Source organism: Oryzomonas japonica (assembly GCF_008802365.1).
GTDB classification, from domain to species: domain Bacteria; phylum Desulfobacterota; class Desulfuromonadia; order Geobacterales; family Pseudopelobacteraceae; genus Oryzomonas; species Oryzomonas japonica.
On record NZ_VZQZ01000001.1, the window covers coordinates 653,199 to 668,298 of the forward strand.

The 15,100-nt window shown below is 58.2% G+C and carries 21 protein-coding genes and 1 riboswitch; of the genes, 14 read left to right on the forward strand and 7 right to left on the reverse strand.

Annotated elements, in window-relative coordinates; all coding sequences use genetic code 11:
• Positions 1 to 65: 65 nt before the first annotated feature.
• From F6V25_RS02985 to F6V25_RS03000, 4 genes are all read left to right on the forward strand, one after another.
• On the forward strand, positions 66 to 539 hold the full coding sequence (locus F6V25_RS02985) for a YehS family protein (protein ID WP_151127065.1): 474 nt from the start codon (positions 66 to 68) through the stop codon (positions 537 to 539).
• A 110-nt stretch (positions 540 to 649) separates the two neighbouring features.
• Positions 650 to 1,132, forward strand: a complete 483-nt coding sequence (locus tag F6V25_RS02990) for a GreA/GreB family elongation factor (RefSeq protein ID WP_151127067.1) — start codon at positions 650 to 652, stop codon at positions 1,130 to 1,132.
• A 98-nt stretch (positions 1,133 to 1,230) separates the two neighbouring features.
• Complete coding sequence (locus tag F6V25_RS02995) at positions 1,231 to 1,743, forward strand: GNAT family N-acetyltransferase (RefSeq protein ID WP_151127069.1); 513 nt, start codon at positions 1,231 to 1,233, stop codon at positions 1,741 to 1,743.
• On the forward strand, positions 1,740 to 2,870 hold the full coding sequence (locus tag F6V25_RS03000; RefSeq protein WP_151127071.1) for a M20 family metallopeptidase: 1,131 nt from the start codon (positions 1,740 to 1,742) through the stop codon (positions 2,868 to 2,870). The genes F6V25_RS02995 and F6V25_RS03000 overlap by 4 nt, the downstream gene beginning before the upstream one ends.
• 26 nt (positions 2,871 to 2,896) lie before the next feature.
• Here the strand turns inward: F6V25_RS03000 and F6V25_RS03005 are convergent, their stop codons facing one another.
• The gene (locus tag F6V25_RS03005) at positions 2,897 to 3,244 is read right to left on the reverse strand and encodes a winged helix-turn-helix transcriptional regulator (RefSeq protein WP_151127073.1); all 348 of its coding nucleotides are present in this window, start codon (positions 3,242 to 3,244) and stop codon (positions 2,897 to 2,899) included.
• A 155-nt stretch (positions 3,245 to 3,399) separates the two neighbouring features.
• Here F6V25_RS03005 and F6V25_RS03010 point away from each other — a divergent pair, with 155 nt between their 5' ends.
• The gene (locus tag F6V25_RS03010) at positions 3,400 to 4,035 is read left to right on the forward strand and encodes a flavodoxin family protein (RefSeq protein WP_151127075.1); all 636 of its coding nucleotides are present in this window, start codon (positions 3,400 to 3,402) and stop codon (positions 4,033 to 4,035) included.
• A gap of 63 nt (positions 4,036 to 4,098) precedes the next feature.
• Positions 4,099 to 4,392 carry a putative quinol monooxygenase gene (locus tag F6V25_RS03015; RefSeq protein ID WP_151127077.1) on the forward strand — a complete coding sequence of 98 codons (294 nt, stop codon included), beginning with the start codon at positions 4,099 to 4,101 and terminating at the stop codon, positions 4,390 to 4,392.
• A gap of 345 nt (positions 4,393 to 4,737) precedes the next feature.
• On the opposite strand, the gene F6V25_RS16920 is transcribed toward F6V25_RS03015, so the two are convergent.
• On the reverse strand, positions 4,738 to 4,893 hold the full coding sequence (locus F6V25_RS16920; protein WP_191966048.1) for a hypothetical protein: 156 nt from the start codon (positions 4,891 to 4,893) through the stop codon (positions 4,738 to 4,740).
• Positions 4,894 to 4,976: 83 nt separating this feature from the next.
• A complete protein-coding gene (locus tag F6V25_RS03020; protein ID WP_149306815.1) occupies positions 4,977 to 5,177 on the reverse strand; it encodes a cold-shock protein in 201 nt (66 codons plus the stop codon).
• 470 nt (positions 5,178 to 5,647) lie between these two features.
• Here F6V25_RS03020 and F6V25_RS03025 point away from each other — a divergent pair, with 470 nt between their 5' ends.
• From F6V25_RS03025 to F6V25_RS03035, 3 genes are all read left to right on the forward strand, one after another.
• Entirely contained in the window at positions 5,648 to 5,836 is a 189-nt protein-coding gene (locus F6V25_RS03025) for a DUF3553 domain-containing protein (protein WP_338045578.1), read from the forward strand.
• Between the two features lie 217 nt (positions 5,837 to 6,053).
• Entirely contained in the window at positions 6,054 to 7,160 is a 1,107-nt protein-coding gene (locus F6V25_RS03030) for an ADP-ribosylglycohydrolase family protein (protein WP_151127079.1), read from the forward strand.
• 28 nt (positions 7,161 to 7,188) lie between these two features.
• The gene (locus tag F6V25_RS03035) at positions 7,189 to 8,421 is read left to right on the forward strand and encodes a bifunctional alpha/beta hydrolase/OsmC family protein (RefSeq protein ID WP_151127081.1); all 1,233 of its coding nucleotides are present in this window, start codon (positions 7,189 to 7,191) and stop codon (positions 8,419 to 8,421) included.
• A gap of 88 nt (positions 8,422 to 8,509) precedes the next feature.
• On the opposite strand, the gene F6V25_RS03040 is transcribed toward F6V25_RS03035, so the two are convergent.
• The 3 genes from F6V25_RS03040 to F6V25_RS03050 form a co-directional block, all read right to left on the reverse strand.
• On the reverse strand, positions 8,510 to 8,791 hold the full coding sequence (locus F6V25_RS03040; RefSeq protein ID WP_151127083.1) for a hypothetical protein: 282 nt from the start codon (positions 8,789 to 8,791) through the stop codon (positions 8,510 to 8,512).
• A 90-nt stretch (positions 8,792 to 8,881) separates the two neighbouring features.
• Positions 8,882 to 8,958, reverse strand: a riboswitch (cyclic di-GMP riboswitch).
• Between the two features lie 138 nt (positions 8,959 to 9,096).
• Positions 9,097 to 9,585 carry a PaaI family thioesterase gene (locus tag F6V25_RS03045; RefSeq protein WP_151127090.1) on the reverse strand — a complete coding sequence of 163 codons (489 nt, stop codon included), beginning with the start codon at positions 9,583 to 9,585 and terminating at the stop codon, positions 9,097 to 9,099.
• A gap of 161 nt (positions 9,586 to 9,746) precedes the next feature.
• The gene (locus F6V25_RS03050; RefSeq protein WP_151127092.1) at positions 9,747 to 10,229 is read right to left on the reverse strand and encodes a YchJ family protein; all 483 of its coding nucleotides are present in this window, start codon (positions 10,227 to 10,229) and stop codon (positions 9,747 to 9,749) included.
• 333 nt (positions 10,230 to 10,562) lie between these two features.
• Between F6V25_RS03050 and F6V25_RS03055 the strand changes: the two genes are divergently transcribed.
• From F6V25_RS03055 to F6V25_RS03070, 4 genes are all read left to right on the forward strand, one after another.
• A complete protein-coding gene (locus F6V25_RS03055; RefSeq protein ID WP_151127095.1) occupies positions 10,563 to 11,558 on the forward strand; it encodes an ABC transporter substrate-binding protein in 996 nt (331 codons plus the stop codon).
• A gap of 71 nt (positions 11,559 to 11,629) precedes the next feature.
• Entirely contained in the window at positions 11,630 to 12,538 is a 909-nt protein-coding gene (locus F6V25_RS03060; protein WP_151127097.1) for an ABC transporter permease, read from the forward strand.
• Complete coding sequence (locus F6V25_RS03065; protein WP_151127099.1) at positions 12,535 to 13,329, forward strand: ABC transporter ATP-binding protein; 795 nt, start codon at positions 12,535 to 12,537, stop codon at positions 13,327 to 13,329. The genes F6V25_RS03060 and F6V25_RS03065 overlap by 4 nt, the downstream gene beginning before the upstream one ends.
• Before the next feature lie 143 nt (positions 13,330 to 13,472).
• Positions 13,473 to 13,754, forward strand: coding sequence for a PilZ domain-containing protein (locus tag F6V25_RS03070; RefSeq protein WP_151127101.1), 282 nt, complete (start codon positions 13,473 to 13,475; stop codon positions 13,752 to 13,754).
• A 100-nt stretch (positions 13,755 to 13,854) separates the two neighbouring features.
• On the opposite strand, the gene F6V25_RS03075 is transcribed toward F6V25_RS03070, so the two are convergent.
• Positions 13,855 to 14,643, reverse strand: a complete 789-nt coding sequence (locus F6V25_RS03075; protein ID WP_151127103.1) for an SDR family NAD(P)-dependent oxidoreductase — start codon at positions 14,641 to 14,643, stop codon at positions 13,855 to 13,857.
• A 211-nt stretch (positions 14,644 to 14,854) separates the two neighbouring features.
• Here F6V25_RS03075 and F6V25_RS03080 point away from each other — a divergent pair, with 211 nt between their 5' ends.
• Positions 14,855 to 15,091 carry a hypothetical protein gene (locus F6V25_RS03080; protein WP_151127105.1) on the forward strand — a complete coding sequence of 79 codons (237 nt, stop codon included), beginning with the start codon at positions 14,855 to 14,857 and terminating at the stop codon, positions 15,089 to 15,091.
• The last annotated feature ends 9 nt before the right edge of the window (positions 15,092 to 15,100 follow it).

Here is a 15,100-nt window from a genome sequence, read left to right on the forward strand (position 1 = left end):
ACCAACCGTGTTCCCTCCTCACATGCGGTAGCCACACCCACGATTACAGTCACGAAGGGAACACCATGACCAATAACGATCTTCTCCGCAGCCTGCGCTACGCCCTGAAATTGAATGGCGAAACCATCGCCGAATTGTGTGCGGTGGGTGGGCATGACATCAAGCCCATAGATGTGTTGAAACTGCTGAAAAAGGAAGAAGAAACCGGCTTTGCGGCCTGCGACGACGCGGTGATGGGGGCCTTTCTGGACGGCCTGATCGTCTCCCGGCGAGGCGCGCAGGAGTCGAAACCCGGTTTGCCCAAGGCGCCGGATACGGCGTTGAACAATAACCTCATCCTGCGCAAGCTCAGGATCGCGTTGGAGTTGAACGAGGAGGGGATGCTCGCGGTCCTGGCAAAGGCCGGGGTCCAGCTCTCGAAGTCCGAATTGTCCGCCATGTTTCGGGCAAAAGGGCATAGAAACTACAAGGTCTGCGGCGACCAGTTTCTCCGCAACTTCATTCGGGGATTGACGCTTGGCGGGGGGAACACAGAGTAGGAAGCGGCGTTTGCCCGAAATTTTGAGGGGACGGTCCGCTTCATGGAATGCGGCCGCCCTCTTTTTTTTTGTGCCTGTTTTTATCGAAACCAGAGGAGAGTTATGGCCCTATGACGAAGGAACAGATGATTCAGGAGATAATCGCGCGACTCTCCGCCGATCTTGCGGTGCTCTCCACCGCCGCGCGGGCGGCCCATGAGGCGGCCACCCACGTGGAGTGCCTTCCCGACAACAAGTACGATACCACCGCCCTGGAGGCGTCCTACATCGCCCAGGGGCAGGCCAACCGTGCCCAGGAGATCAGGATCGCCCTGGAAAGCTACCGGACCCTGACGCTGCATGGTTTCGACGACGATACGCCGATCCGGCTGACGGCCCTGGTTACCCTGGAAAGTGCGCAGGGGGATGTGCGGCGCCTTTTCCTCGGCCCCCAGGCCGGAGGCATGAAGGTGGCGGATCGTGACGGGGAGATCGTGGTCATCACCCCCCGGTCCCCCCTGGGGCGCTCCCTGGTGGGGCTGAAAACCGGCGATGAGGTGCAGGTGGGAGAGGCTGCCGCGGCCCAGTCCTTCACCGTTGTTGAAGTCTGTTGATGCGGCCCGTGCCAGCGTGCGGTCCCGCCCGGTAGTGTCCGCCGGAACTGCCGGATCGGGATTTTCTGGTATACTAAAAAAATGCACGAGGTGACGCCATGACTGAAGCATCTATAACCAGCGAGGATACCCCCCGTATCCGCGAGATGGAGATCGACGATTTCCCCGAGGTATTCCATATCGGCGAGGAGGTATTCACCGTCGAATACTCCCAGAGCCTCTACCGCACCTGGGACGAATTCGAAATTACCACACACTTCAACCTGGACAACGAACTCTGCCTGGTGGCCGAAATGGGAGGCCGCATCGCCGGTTTTGCCCTGGGGACCACGGTCAAGAAGCATAACTCCCCTTGGAAGTACGGTTACCTGGTCTGGCTTGGGGTCCGGCGGGACATCCAGAAGGGGAGCGTGGGGAGCCGCCTGTTCCATGAGATCAGGCGCCGCATGGTGGAGCAGGGGGTGCGGATGATCATTATCGATACCTCGGCGGATAACCTGGCAGCCATCGATTTCTTCAAGAAACAGGGCTTCGGAGATATCCAGGAACACGTCTACATGTCCCTCAACCTGACGCGCAAGAGCAGGAAAAAATCGGTAAAAAAATCATGATCGCCCGCCTGGATGAGGTCTGGAGGGCCATTGATCCGGTGCGGCTGCGCAGGACTCTGCTCGATATGCTTAATATCTACTCCCCCTCCGGCAAGGAAGAGGATATCCAGCTTTATCTGGAGGAAATCCTCTCCCGTTCCGGATTCCGCGTGGAACGCCAGGAGGTGGAGCATGAGCGGTATAACCTGCGGGTCACCATGGGGAGCGGCGAACCGGAACTCTATCTGGTCGGGCATGTGGATACGGTCCCGGCCTGGGATCTGGAGGAATTCGAGGCGCATGAAGAGGGAAACCTCATCCGCGGTCTGGGGAGTGCCGATATGAAAGGGGGGTGCGCCGCGATGGTGGAGGCGTGGCTGGCCCTGGCCGACGCCCTGAAACCGGAGGAGCGGCCGTCCCTGGGCTTGCTGCTGGTGGTGGGGGAGGAAGAGAATGGTGACGGCAGCGCCGTCTTTCTGGAACAGCGCCGTCCGCCCTGGGTGGTGATCGGCGAGCCGACCGGGCTTGCGGCCTGCTTTGCCCATTACGGCTACCTGGAAGCGGGGTTCGTCACCCGCGGCCTGCGGAGCCATTCATCGCTGCCCGAACTGGGGAACAACGCGGTGGAGTCCATGCTGCGCCTGTTGCTGCACCTGGGCAAGGCTCCGCTCTTCGACCGGGAGCGGGGGGAGATCGTCTACTCGATCCGTGAGTTGAGTTCGTCCCGGGCCGGTTTTGTCGTCCCGGACCGCTGCGAGGCGTGGATCGATCTGCACCTGCCGCCCGATATGGACCCGGCCGTCCTGCAGGAGTCGATCCGCAGCATCGCCACCGATGCGGGCCGCTTCATCCCGGAGCTAAATATGGAGTTGAGCTTCGACTTTTCCTCGCCCGGCTACGACTTGGGCAACGACAGCCGGCCGGTCCGGTTGGTCGAGGAAATATATGCCCGTTTGGGGCGCACCCCCGACTTGAGCGCTTTCCGCTCCCACTCGGACGGCAACCTGTTCCATGCGGCCGGTACCTGCCCCATCATCCTGGGGCCCGGCTTCCTGGAAAACGCCCATACGCCCGATGAACAAGTCCTCTTCGACGAGGTGGCGGAGGCCGCCCGCATCTATGCCGCCCTAGGTCTGGGTATGGGCTGATCCGAAACCTGCCGGCAGATGCATGGTCACTGCAGGTATTCTTTGGCCCAGGCGCACATCTGATCGAGGATGGGGATAATGGTCGTGCCCTTTGCCGTGAGGGAGTACTCCACCTTGGGCGGCACCTGGGGGTATACCTCCCGGTGCACCAGGCCGTCGGTCTCCAACTCCCGCAACTGCTGGGTGAGCATCTTTCTCGTGGTCCCGGAGAATTGCCGCTGCAAATCGGAGAAGCGCATGGTCCGTTGCGACAGGTGCCAGAGTATGGAGGCCTTCCATTTACCGCCGACCACGGCCAACGTGGCATCTATGCCGCATTTGTATTCCTTTTCCCGATACACCATCCGATCCTCTTTCTCCCGGTTTTCTTGCATGAGGGCTCCTAAAATCTCTTATGTTACAAAAAAGGTACTACGTACCTAAATAGTCCGTTATTGACGAATGAATACCTATGGCAGAATATAGCGCACATGTTTGAAAAATTGAAGCGCGAATGTAAAACCCAACGCGAAAACAGGAGGACGGATCGATGAAAGTAGTCGCCATTAACGGCAGTCCCAAGAAAGAAGGCAACACCTATCATGCCATCAGGATGGTTGCCGCCGAGCTTGAAAAAGAAGGCATAGAAACCGAGATCGTCCACATTGGCAACAAGGTGATTCAAGGGTGCATCGCCTGCGGCCAGTGTGCCAAGAATAGGAACGAGCGCTGCGTCTTGCCTGGCGACGAGGTCAATAACGCCCTCCAGAAGATGAAGCAGGCGGATGGGATCATCCTGGGGACTCCCGTCCATTACGCCGCCATCGGGGGCACCATGAAGTCGTTTCTGGACCGGGCCTTTTATGTCGCCGGCTCCAATGACGGGATGCTGCGGCACAAGGTCGGCGCAGCAGTGGTCGCGGTGCGGCGCTCCGGCGGCGTGCCCACATTCGATCAACTGAACAATTTTCTGCACTATGCCGAGATGCTGGTGCCCAGCTCCAATTACTGGAACGTTATCCACGGCCGCCTGCCGGGAGAGGTGGCGCAGGATGAAGAGGGGTTGCAGATCATGCGCATGTTGGGCAAAAACATGGCATGGCTGATGAAATTGGTGGAACACGGCAAGGGAGTTGTTGCGGAGCCTGAGGCGGAAGCCAAAACATTTATGAATTTTATCCGGTGAATTTTGAAACAGGCAAAGACTTTCCTGTGATTGCATGAAAAACGAGAAGAGAAAGGACCCCATATGTCGAGAGTAACCGTTGTTGCCAGGCTGTTGGCAAAGAGAGAGGCGGCCGATACCGTCAAGACCGAGCTCCTCAAGCTGCTTGCACCGACCAGAAACGAAGAGGGGTGCGTCGAATACCGGCTGCACCAGGATAATGACGACCCGGCGCTGTTCTTCTTCTACGAGACGTGGGAGAGCGATGCCTGCCTGGGGAAACATAAGGAGACGGTCCATTACCGGAACAGCTTCGGCGCCATAGAGGGCATGATCCGGGAACGGTCCGTGAACAAGTTGACCATGATTGAGGCGTGATGGTACGTCGTCGGTTAGGGGACCTGCTCCTCTGCCGATAATTGGGGGCAGAACACAAGAACACAAGAACACAAAAGGCGGCCAATCGGTCGCCTTTTGTGTTTATAAACGCTTTGACCTGAAACGGCACAGGGGAGTGTGGTCAGGGGGACTATTCGTACCGCGAGGTGATAGATATGTTGTGTTTCGCTGGCGTGTAGATTATGGGAGGGGGGGCACATAGCAGCGGCTATCCGCTGCGTCTGACCGAATCGGCAGCAAAGGTGCGGGTCTGTGTTGAATTCTTCGGCAATGGCTCGACCGCTGATGGCTTGCACCGCCCGGCATCGATCCTTGCGTTCGGATTTAAGCTGTTTCTTCCTCGACAGGGGCTTCTTCGCCGTTTTCGTCGGTTGGGACGCTGTTCTTTGCCGCCAGCTTGCGTTGCAGCTTTTCCTCGTTCTTTTTCTTCCGCTCCAGTTCCTTCTGTTTTTTCTGAAACTGAAAATTAGGCTTGGCCATTGTATCACTCCCGAACTAATTGATTTTCAATAAAAAAAGCCCCGAGTATCCCCCGGGGCTTTTGAGGCCAATTACGGCGTTTCTCAGGCTCTGTTTACGTTCGCGGCCTGAAGCCCTTTCGGACCCTTGGTGATTTCAAACGTTACGCTATCGCCTTCAGCAAGGGATTTGAAACCGTTGCCTTCGATTGCGGAAAAATGACAAAAAACATCTTCGCCATTTTCCTGCTCAATAAAACCAAACCCCTTGCTGTCATTAAACCATTTTACTGTTCCGTTTACCATTTTCTTACTTTCTCCTGATACTGCTTTTAAATTTCGTCTGGAAATATTCCGGACGTAGTGTAACCCTATCAGCTTTGAATGGCGCAAGTCAAGCTAAATAATCAGGACATGGGATGGGGGGGATAATATAACTATTGGAATGAGTGCCTTGAAAAAATAAATACAATCATAATGTCATGTTGTGAATATTATGTATGGATTGAGTTACATACAGTGTTTAGCCATAATTATACTGAATTTGCAGCATACAATTACTACTAAATATTGCAAATAATCATTGCTAATATACGGTTTGTGACGTAAACTATACCAATATAATTTTATTTGAATGGACGATAGTCGTGATGGGGGCGGGCCGGAAATGGTAATTCCACTCATTTCTAAAAAGAAAGTGATATGACACTATGGTAATCAAAGTCGGCAACATTGTAAGCCACACAGGCGCGCTTGAATGGGGCGCCGGCAAGGTTATGGAAATCACATCCTCCTCGGCGATGATCCAGTTCAGCGATGGCAAAAACAGAAAAATCGCCGTATCCCACTTTACCACCCTGCAACCGGCCGCTCCGGGCTCCTTTTTACCCCCACCCGAAGTACCTGTCGTGATGAAGGCTGCCCGGGTCGCCAGGGTGCCCAAGGCAGCCAAAAAGAAACTGTAAAGCCACCAGAAAAACCTACAACGGCAACGGGCACCTTATCATCGATAAGGTGCCCGTTGCCGTTTCATAGTGCGAACATACTCCGCCGTACCACATTTCCGCTTCCGGAAACAAGCCTTGGCACTTCAAAATAACAGGATATAATCAGATAAACGATGTGATGCAACCCAGGAAGGCTCGCAGTCGGGGCGCTGAGGCGCATCCGCAGGAGGTCACCATGTCAGACGCAAACATTCAGGACCGTGGGGCGGGCGCCATCATGGGCGCCTTTATTGGCGATGCACTGGGGCTGGGGCCGCACTGGTATTACGACCTTGCCGAACTGCGCCGCGACTACGGCGAATGGATCAACGGCTATACCGACCCCCGGCCCGGCCGCTACCACGCCGGGTGCAAGGCGGGCCAACTCTCCCAGGCGGGTTTCATCCTCAGGCTGCTGGTCACATCGCTGGTGGAACGGGGTGGGTACGACGAGGCCGATTTCTGCCGCCGTATGGATGAGGAGTTGCTGCCGCTCCTGGATGGCACCCCCATCAGTGGTCCGGGGGGCTACACCAGCCAGTCGATCCGCGAATTGTGGCGGCGGCGCGTGGAGCAGAAACTGCCCTGGGGCGAGACCGGCGGGCACGCCGACACAACGGAAGCCATCGAACGCACCCTGGCCCTGGGGGTTCGCTATGCCCTGGACCCCGCCCGGCTGGCCGGCGCCATCACCGGCAATGCCGTCCTGACCCAGTCGGACGATACGGTGGTGTCCATGACCGTGGCCTACGGTGCGGTGCTGGGGCAGCTGGTGCAGGGGTACCCCCTGGACGCCCGGCTGTCGGGCAGGTTGATGAGGCTGGTGCATGGCGGGGCACTCCCCTTCCACGCCGTTACCGGCGACAATCTGCAACCTCCCCGGCCCGGCGATCCCGACCCGCCCCGGCCCGGCGATCCCGACCCGCCCCGGGCCGGGAGGTTCGCCTCCCCTGACGCCCTGCTGACCCCGTCCTCTATGGCGAGCGCGGCCGTGGACCCGGATATCCGTATCGAACCCGCCTGGAAGGTGTCCATCGTCTACGGCATGCCCTGTGCGATCTACCACCAATTGCCCGCGGCCTACTATCTGGCTGCCCGTTTCCACGACGATTTCGAATCCGCCCTGCTGCATGCCGTCAACGGGGGAGGGCAGAATCAGGCTCGGGCCATCCTGACCGGGGCCCTGGTGGGTGCCCAGGTCGGCCTTTCCCGGATACCGCAGCGCTTCCTGGACGGTCTCGATGACTCCGCCACCCTCTGCCGGTTGGCCGCCGATCTGGCTGCGGGTGTTGGTAAACCGTAACACCACAGGAAAACATGAGGTGATAGTGATGAACACCAAGAGGATTGCCTTTCCCAATAGCCGGGGGGAGCTGCTCGCCGCCCGGCTGGAGCTCCCCGAGGACGAACGGCCCCTGGCCTACGCCCTGTTTGCCCACTGCTTCACCTGCTCCAAGGATCTCTCGGCGGCGGTGCATATCGCTCGCGCCCTGAGCAGCCGGCACATCGCCGTGTTGCGTTTCGACTTCACCGGCCTGGGGGAGAGCGAGGGGGAGTTCGCCGCCACAACCTTCTCCTCCGAGGTGAGCGATCTGGTGGCGGCCGCCCGTTTCCTGGAACAGGAGTATGAAGCTCCCCGCCTGCTCATCGGTCATTCCCTTGGAGGGGCGGCCGTGCTGGCGGCGGCAGCGGAGATTCCCAGCACCGCGGCTGTGGTCGCCATCGCCGCACCGTTTCGTCCCGTCCAGGTAAGGGACCTGCTGGGAGAGGCGGCGGACCGGATCAAGGAAACCGGGCAGGGAACCGTCACCATCGCCGGCCGTACGTTCACCATCCGCAAGAGCCTGCTGGACGACCTGGATGCCCATCGGCCGGAGGATACGTTGCGCCGGCTCAATGCGGCGTTACTGGTGATGCACTCTCCCCGGGACCAAGTGGTGGGAATCGACAACGCCACCGACATCTATCGGGCAGCCCCCCATCCCAAGAGCTTCGTCTCCCTCGATTCGGCCGACCACCTGCTGTCCGATAGCCGGGACTCCCGCTACGCCGGCGGGGTCATCGCCGCCTGGGCCGGCCGCTACCTGGGGGAAGCCGAGCCTCCGGTTCCCTCCCGCATCCCACCGGAGGTGATCGACAAACGGGTGACGGCCCGCACCGGGGCGGAGGGATTTCGCACCGAGCTGTTTGCCAACGGTTTTCCCCTGGTGGCCGACGAGCCGGTGGAGGATGGCGGTGGCAACGAGGGCCCCTCCCCGTACGATTACCTGCTGGTCGCCCTCGGCGCCTGTACCGGGATGACGCTTCAGGTGTATGCCCGCAGCAAGGGATGGCCGCTGGAAGAGGTTGTGGTGCGGCTCTCGCACCGCAAGGTCCACGCCGAAGATTGCCGTGATTGTGACGAGAAGGAACGCCGGATGGATACGTTCGAGCGGGAGGTGGAACTGCGTGGGGGGCTGGACGAGGCGCAGCGGCAGCGCTTGCTGGAGATCGCCGGGCGGTGCCCGGTGCACCGCACCTTGACAGCCGGGGTACGGATCGTAACCACCCTGCGGCCGGTGTGAGGGGCCGGCCGCGAGGATTCGCAGCCAGCCGTTGCTACAAAAGGGCCAGACTGCCGTTTTCCTGGTAGTCTGGCCCTTTTATTGTCCGCTAATCCCTGTGGTGCTTGTCTTTGCGATATTTTTTGTAGTGCCCTTTGTGCTTGCCCCGGTCGTGTCGTTCTCCCCTCTCGTGGGTGATCACGCGCTCCCTTTCCACTACGATTGTTTGGGGCGGCGGGGGAGGCGGCGTGCCGACCCGCACCCGCACGTTGGGGCTGTTGACATCGACGCCGACTGCCACGTCGGCCGCACCGGCCGCACCGGCCATGCCTGCAATACCCATCGCTGCGACCACTGTTCCGATAATTGCTTTCATCCGATACCTGTTCATGTTTGTTTCCTTCCCCTTTCCTGATTGGATCTTATGTGTGTCTCCAGAATCCTGGCACGAAAAAAGCCGGGACGCCGAATATGGTGATAGTTCGGCATCCCGGCTGTCTCGGTGAGACCCTATGGGCTTTCCGCCCCACCCTCGCGGGTGGTTTAGTCTTGTCGCGTATCTGCTGCCTGATGTTGAAACGGGCGTTATTATAGAGGACAAATCTTCCTGCGTCAATCCTCGGGGTGTCACGGCCCATGGACAGTCGCTGGTGGTTCGCTACCGGGCGACGAGACCGGTGCGGTTGGGGTGCCGGATCATTTTTTCACGATGGTGATGCAGAGGCACTCCCCTTCGGCATAGACCGTTTCTCCGCTGTAGATGCGGCCATGCACCATTACCTTGCGCCCTTGGGCGGAGATGACCCGGCTTTCGAGCGTGACGACCTGTTGCAGTGGCAGCAGATTGCGGAAACTAACGTTCAGGTTGCCGACCACGATCGAATACCCTGCCGCCCAGGCGGCCAGCCCCAGTACCTCGTCGAACACCGCGGCCATGGAACCGCCGTGGGCATGTCCCGGAGGGCCTTCGGTCTCGGGGCCGAACCAGATGCGGGCCTTCAATTGCTGTTCTCCGTCACGGTAATAGCGCACCCGGAAGCGGTTGCCGTCCGGTTCGCCGGAGACGAAACGCAGGGATTCCCCCACCAGCGCAGGGGCATCGAAATCGGTCCAGCCGGCTTCACCGCTCAGGTCCACGGGTGGGCAAAGGGTTGTACAAACTTTTTTTGCAGTAGTTTTTGTCACGGATGTTTTCCTCCAAAAGAGCGCCGCCAGGCGGTAGCGGCAGGATGATGCGGCATACTAACAGACTCCGGCGGGGCAATAAAGGGCTTTGGGGCGGTGCCGGCGGTAAAAAAAGCGGCCGATCGGGCCGCCTTCAGGTGTTGGGGCTGTTGGGAAAAATATCACTTCCCGCAACATTTTTTGTATTTGAGGCCGCTGCCGCAGGGGCAGGGGTCGTTGCGGCCGATCTTGACGACGGTGATCGGCTTCGGCTTCACCATGGCCCCCTCGGTGAAGTACCACTTTCCGCTTTTACGCTTGAACTGGCCGCACTCGTGATGTTCGCGGGCAACGCCCTTGTCCTTGAATCGTGCCACGAATTCCACCTGGCCGATGCTGTCCTCCTGGCCCCCCTTATCGGTGGCGATGATGTCAAGCCCCAGCCATTCGGAATTCTGTGCCCATTCCTTGGTTCCGGCATGGTCGTAGCCCTGGCGATGGTCGGGATGGGTACTCTCGAAGATGAAATCCATCTGCACGCCGACATAGGCCGAATAGCGGGCTCTCATGAGTTGTTCCGCCGTTTCGGCAGGACGCACTCCGTTGATGATCGGTTCGCAACAATCGGAATAGGCAACGCCGCTTCCGCAAGGACAGCTGTTCATGTCTGGTTCTCCTTGATGATTGTAATTCGTTGACCTCCTTCGGTGCCATAAAATCGGCCCATTTGTCAAATGGTAACTGCAGTAGCCACCTTTGCGCCATTGCCGGCATCAGGTTTCCGGGGCCTGCGCCTTGTAAACCATGATGGTAGCGCCTTTTGCCGATTCAGCGCGATACCGTGGACCTAACTTGGCAAAAAAGAGCCTGAAAAGACCAGTATCACGTTGACGACTGATATTTGGGAGTGATATTCTCGCCACCCGATTATTGTGGAATAGCTGTTGTCGTGTGTCGTGATACGTTTCGGTTCGACTATCCAGATCAGGAGGTGTTCGGTGGAAAAGAAACTAGGTGCGTTGCTGGTGTTCCTTGCGGTCTCTCTTGTGGTGGCGGCTCCGCTCTTTGCGGCAAACCCGCCGAAAAAGGTCCTCATCGGGATATCCAAGATCGTGGCCCATCCCGCCCTCGATGCCGTTGAAAAAGGTATCAAGGACGAGCTTGCCGCTTCGAAGATCGCCGCGGAATACGACCAACAGAATGCCAATGGCGATATCGGCACCGCGTCGTCCATCTCCAACAAGTTCAAGTCGGAAAAGGTGACCCTGGCGGTGGGGATCGCCACGCCCACGGCCCAGTCGCTGGTGAATACCCTGAAGGGGACCCCGGTTGTCTTCTCGGCGGTAACCGACCCGGTGAAGGCCGGCCTGGTGGCCTCTCTGAAAAAGGGTGGCAAGATGGTTACCGGCGTTTCGGATATGACCCCGGTGAAACAGCAGATTCAACTGCTGCTCAAGATCAAGAAGATCAAACGTCTTGGCCATATCTACACCAGTTCCGAGGAAAATGCCGTGGTGCTGGCCGGTGTCGTAAAGCAGGCCTGCAAGGAGTTGGGGATCGAATACGTGGAGACGACGGTGTCCAAGTCGTCCGAGGTAAAAGAGGCTACCCAGGCGATCATCCGCAGGGTGGATGCGCTGTACATCAGCACCGACAACACGGTCGTATCGGCCATGAGTGCCGTCGCCGACGTGGCCGTGAAGAACAAAGTGCCGATCATGTCGGCTGACCCGAGTTCGGCTGAAAAATATGCCGTCCTGGCCGCCTGGGGGTTCGACTATTACAAGGTTGGGCGCGCCACCGGCAAGATGATCGTCGAGATCCTCAAGGGCAAGAAGCCGGAGCAGATGCCGACGCGTTTTATGACCAAGACCTCGGATGTCGACCTCCTGGTCAATCTTGATGTGGCCAGGAAACTCGGTCTGACCGTGCCGAAGGATATCGTCAAGAGCGCCAATAGGGTCGTGGAAAACGGCAAGCTGACCAAAAAGTAGAATTTGTTTTACCCGCCGGGCGGCCGAGGCCGCCCGGCGTTATTTTATCGCGAAGGGTACACGGCATTGCTATGATCGAAGGTATTCTGGTAGAAGGCCTGATTTACGGAATTATGGTCCTGGGGGTATTCATCACCTTCAGGGTCCTGGATTTCCCCGACTTGACGGTGGACGGCTCGTTCCCCCTGGGAGCGGCCCTGATGGTGCAGTGCATCCTGCTCGACGTGAACCTCTGGTTGGCGCTGCTGGTCGCATTTATCGGCGGGATGCTGGCGGGCATGGTCACGGCGCTGATCCACAACCACCTCCGGGTGCCCAACCTCCTGGCCGGCATCCTGACCATGACCATGCTGTACTCCGTTAATATCCGCATCCTGGGCAACCGGGCCAATGTGCCGGTCCTGGAGCATGAAACCATTCTGACAAAGGTTTCCGAGCGCTTTTCGGGCATTATCCCGGATGAGTACATCCTGCTCCTGTTTTTCATCGTGGTCGCCATCGTGATCAAGATACTGATCGACCTGTTCTTCCGCACCGACCTGGGCATGACCCTGGGTGCCATGGGCAACAATGAGCAGATGGTCATCTCCCAGGGGGTGGATCCCAAAACCCTGAAAACCATCGGCGTGGGGCTGTCCAACGGCCTGGTGGCCCTATCCGGCGCCTTTGCGGCCCAGTACCTCGGGTTTGCCGATGTGGGCTTGGGGCAGGGGATCATTGTCTCGGGTTTGGCTTCGGTCATGATCGGCGAGTTTCTGGTCATGAAGAGCAACCGCATCGGCGTTCTGACCCTCTGTGCAATCCTGGGTTCGATACTTTTCCACGCGGTGCTGTATCTGGGCAGGTATTACGGCTATGTCATCCATATGACGCCCAATGACCTGAATCTGATCAAGGGCATCCTGATCATCATACTGCTGATCCTGACCCAGGCCAAAAAACTGAAGAAGGTTGCCATCAAGGCGGTGGTGGAAAAATGATCGAGCTCAAGAATGTGTCCATGCTCTTTAATCCCGGCACGGTGAACGAAAACCTGGCCATCAGCACTATCAACCTGAAGGTCAAGGAGGGTGACTTCATCACCGTTATCGGCAGTAACGGCGCCGGGAAGTCCACGCTCTTCAACCTCGTAGCCGGCACCATCATCCCGAGCCAGGGCACCATCCTGGCAAACGACAGGGATATCACGCGGGAGCCGGAGTACCGGCGTGCCCGGTACATCGGCAGGATATTCCAGAACCCGCTTCTCGGCACGGCCTCCAACATGAGTCTGGAGGATAACATGATGATCACCTACCGGAAGGGGTTCAAGTGGCTGAAGCGGAGCCTGAACAACAAGATGAGAGAGTTCTTCCGGGCGGAACTGGTCCAGTTGGAGATGGGGCTGGAGGACCGGATGAAGGAAAATCTCGCCATGTTTTCCGGCGGGCAGCGGCAGGCCCTGACCCTGCTGATGATGGTCCTCTCCAAGCCGGAACTTATCCTGCTGGATGAACATACCGCGGCGCTCGATCCCAAAAATGCCGAGATCGTCCTGGAATTGACCAACAAGTTCATCAGGGAATACAATCTCACCTCGATGATGATCACCCACAACATGAGCCATGCCATCGAGTTCGGTAACCGTTTGCTGATGATGGACAAGGGAGAGATTATCTTCGATGTGGAGGGTGATGCGAAACGGGAGCTGACGGTGGAGAAGCTGATCGAGAAGTTCCACGAGATCCGCCATGCCTCCTTTGGGGACGATAAGGCGCTTCTCTCCCCGTGAATGAACAGGCCAACGGTTTTTTAGCTGCGGCCACAATTCTTTTTCCTCCAACGGTTGCGCTCCTGAAATTACGCGGTAGCATTAAAAACAGTTAAGTATGCTTGGTATTCCCACTGGCTATGTAGCAAGAGGGGGCGGATATCATGGGGGAAAAGAGGAACAGCCATAGGGTGGGGTGCTTCACAAAATGCTCTCTGTACCACGATGGGGCAACGTACGGATGTATCCTCGAAAATCTCTCGTTCTCCGGCGCCCTGATCAAGATGAGCCGCTCCCTGCTGGGGCGGCTGCATGAGGGGGACCGCTGTAGCCTGGTGTTGTGCGGAGATCCGGTCATGTCCCCCGGCGAATATAACAGTACGGTTGCCCGTTTGAATTTCCCCAGGGTCGGCCTCCACTTTCTGGAAAGGGGAGGGGGGGCATGATCGGCATGCTGCAAAAGCGAAAGGCCGGCACCCCGGGTGGGGTGCCGGCCTTTTTGTATCTGCTCCACTTTCGGGGCCCGCTTCATCGGCTAGCAGACTCTTAGAAGCATGCCCGAACCACGCCGCCATCAACCCGCAGGGCCGCGCCATTGGTGGCGGACGAGAGGGTGCTGCACACGTAGACGGCCAGATTGGCAACCTCTTCCGGGGTAGCGAAGCGCTTGAGGAGCGAGGCCGGGCGCACGGTTTGGAAAAACTCCTTTTCGAAATCGGCAAAGGATTTCCCGCCGCTCAGTTTTGCTACGAAACCATCCACGCCTGCCGTGTGGGTCGGGCCCGGCAGGATCGCATTGACCGTAACCCGCGTGCCGGCACATGTCTCGGCAAGACCGCGCGAAACCGCCAGCTGTGCGGTCTTGGTCATTCCGTAATGGATCATCTCGGCGGGGATTTGGATGCCGCTCTCGCTGCTGATGAAGAGGATGCGTCCCCAATTCTGTTCCTTCATGCCCGGGAGATACGCCCTGGCGAGACGGATACCGCTCAATACGTTGACCTCGAAAAAGCGCCGCCACTCTTCGTCGGAAATCTCCTCGAAAGGCTTTGGTTCGTAGATTCCCAGGTTGTTCACCAGGATATCCAACGAGGGCACCCGCTGGCGCAGCCTGTCAACCTCTCCGGCTTGGGAGAGGTCACCGTTAAAACCTTCCACCGACGCATTCGGCAGGGCGCTTTTGATCCGTTCCTGTGCCGCCGCCAGGGAGTCGTCGTCACGCCCGTTGATGACCACGCGGGCTCCTTCCCGCGCCAGTGCCGTGGCTATGGCGAGGCCGATCCCCTTGGTCGAGCCGGAGACGAGCGCCTTTTTACCGTTAAGTTGCAAGTCCATGATATCTCCTTTTACTGATGTGGTTGTCGTGCAATGTGAGTTGAGAGACCGGATGGCCTTTGAAAGAAGTTTATCACGATGATGGAAAAATCAATCGGCTCCTGGGGTACATTTTTCGGATACGGAAAGGCGTCGGGAAATAGGGGTTGTATCCCCGGAAATTTCCTTGTAGGCTTGCGGTGAAATCAGAATAACACCCCGAGAGGACCCTATGACAAAGGCCGATAAGGCACTGCTGGTAGCAGCATTGACAGCGGAGGAGACACGCTGGGCGGCGGAACTTGCCGACAAGCTGCCCGGTGATGTGGATTTGACGTTTGAGGAGGCCAAGATACTGACCAGAATCCCGATTGACAGGTGGCCGAAGAGGCTCCTGGCCAAGGTGAGGGATGCGATCGACTTTGCGGATTTTATCAACGACGATCATGAGGGGGAAGAAAACCCATGATCCTCCTCA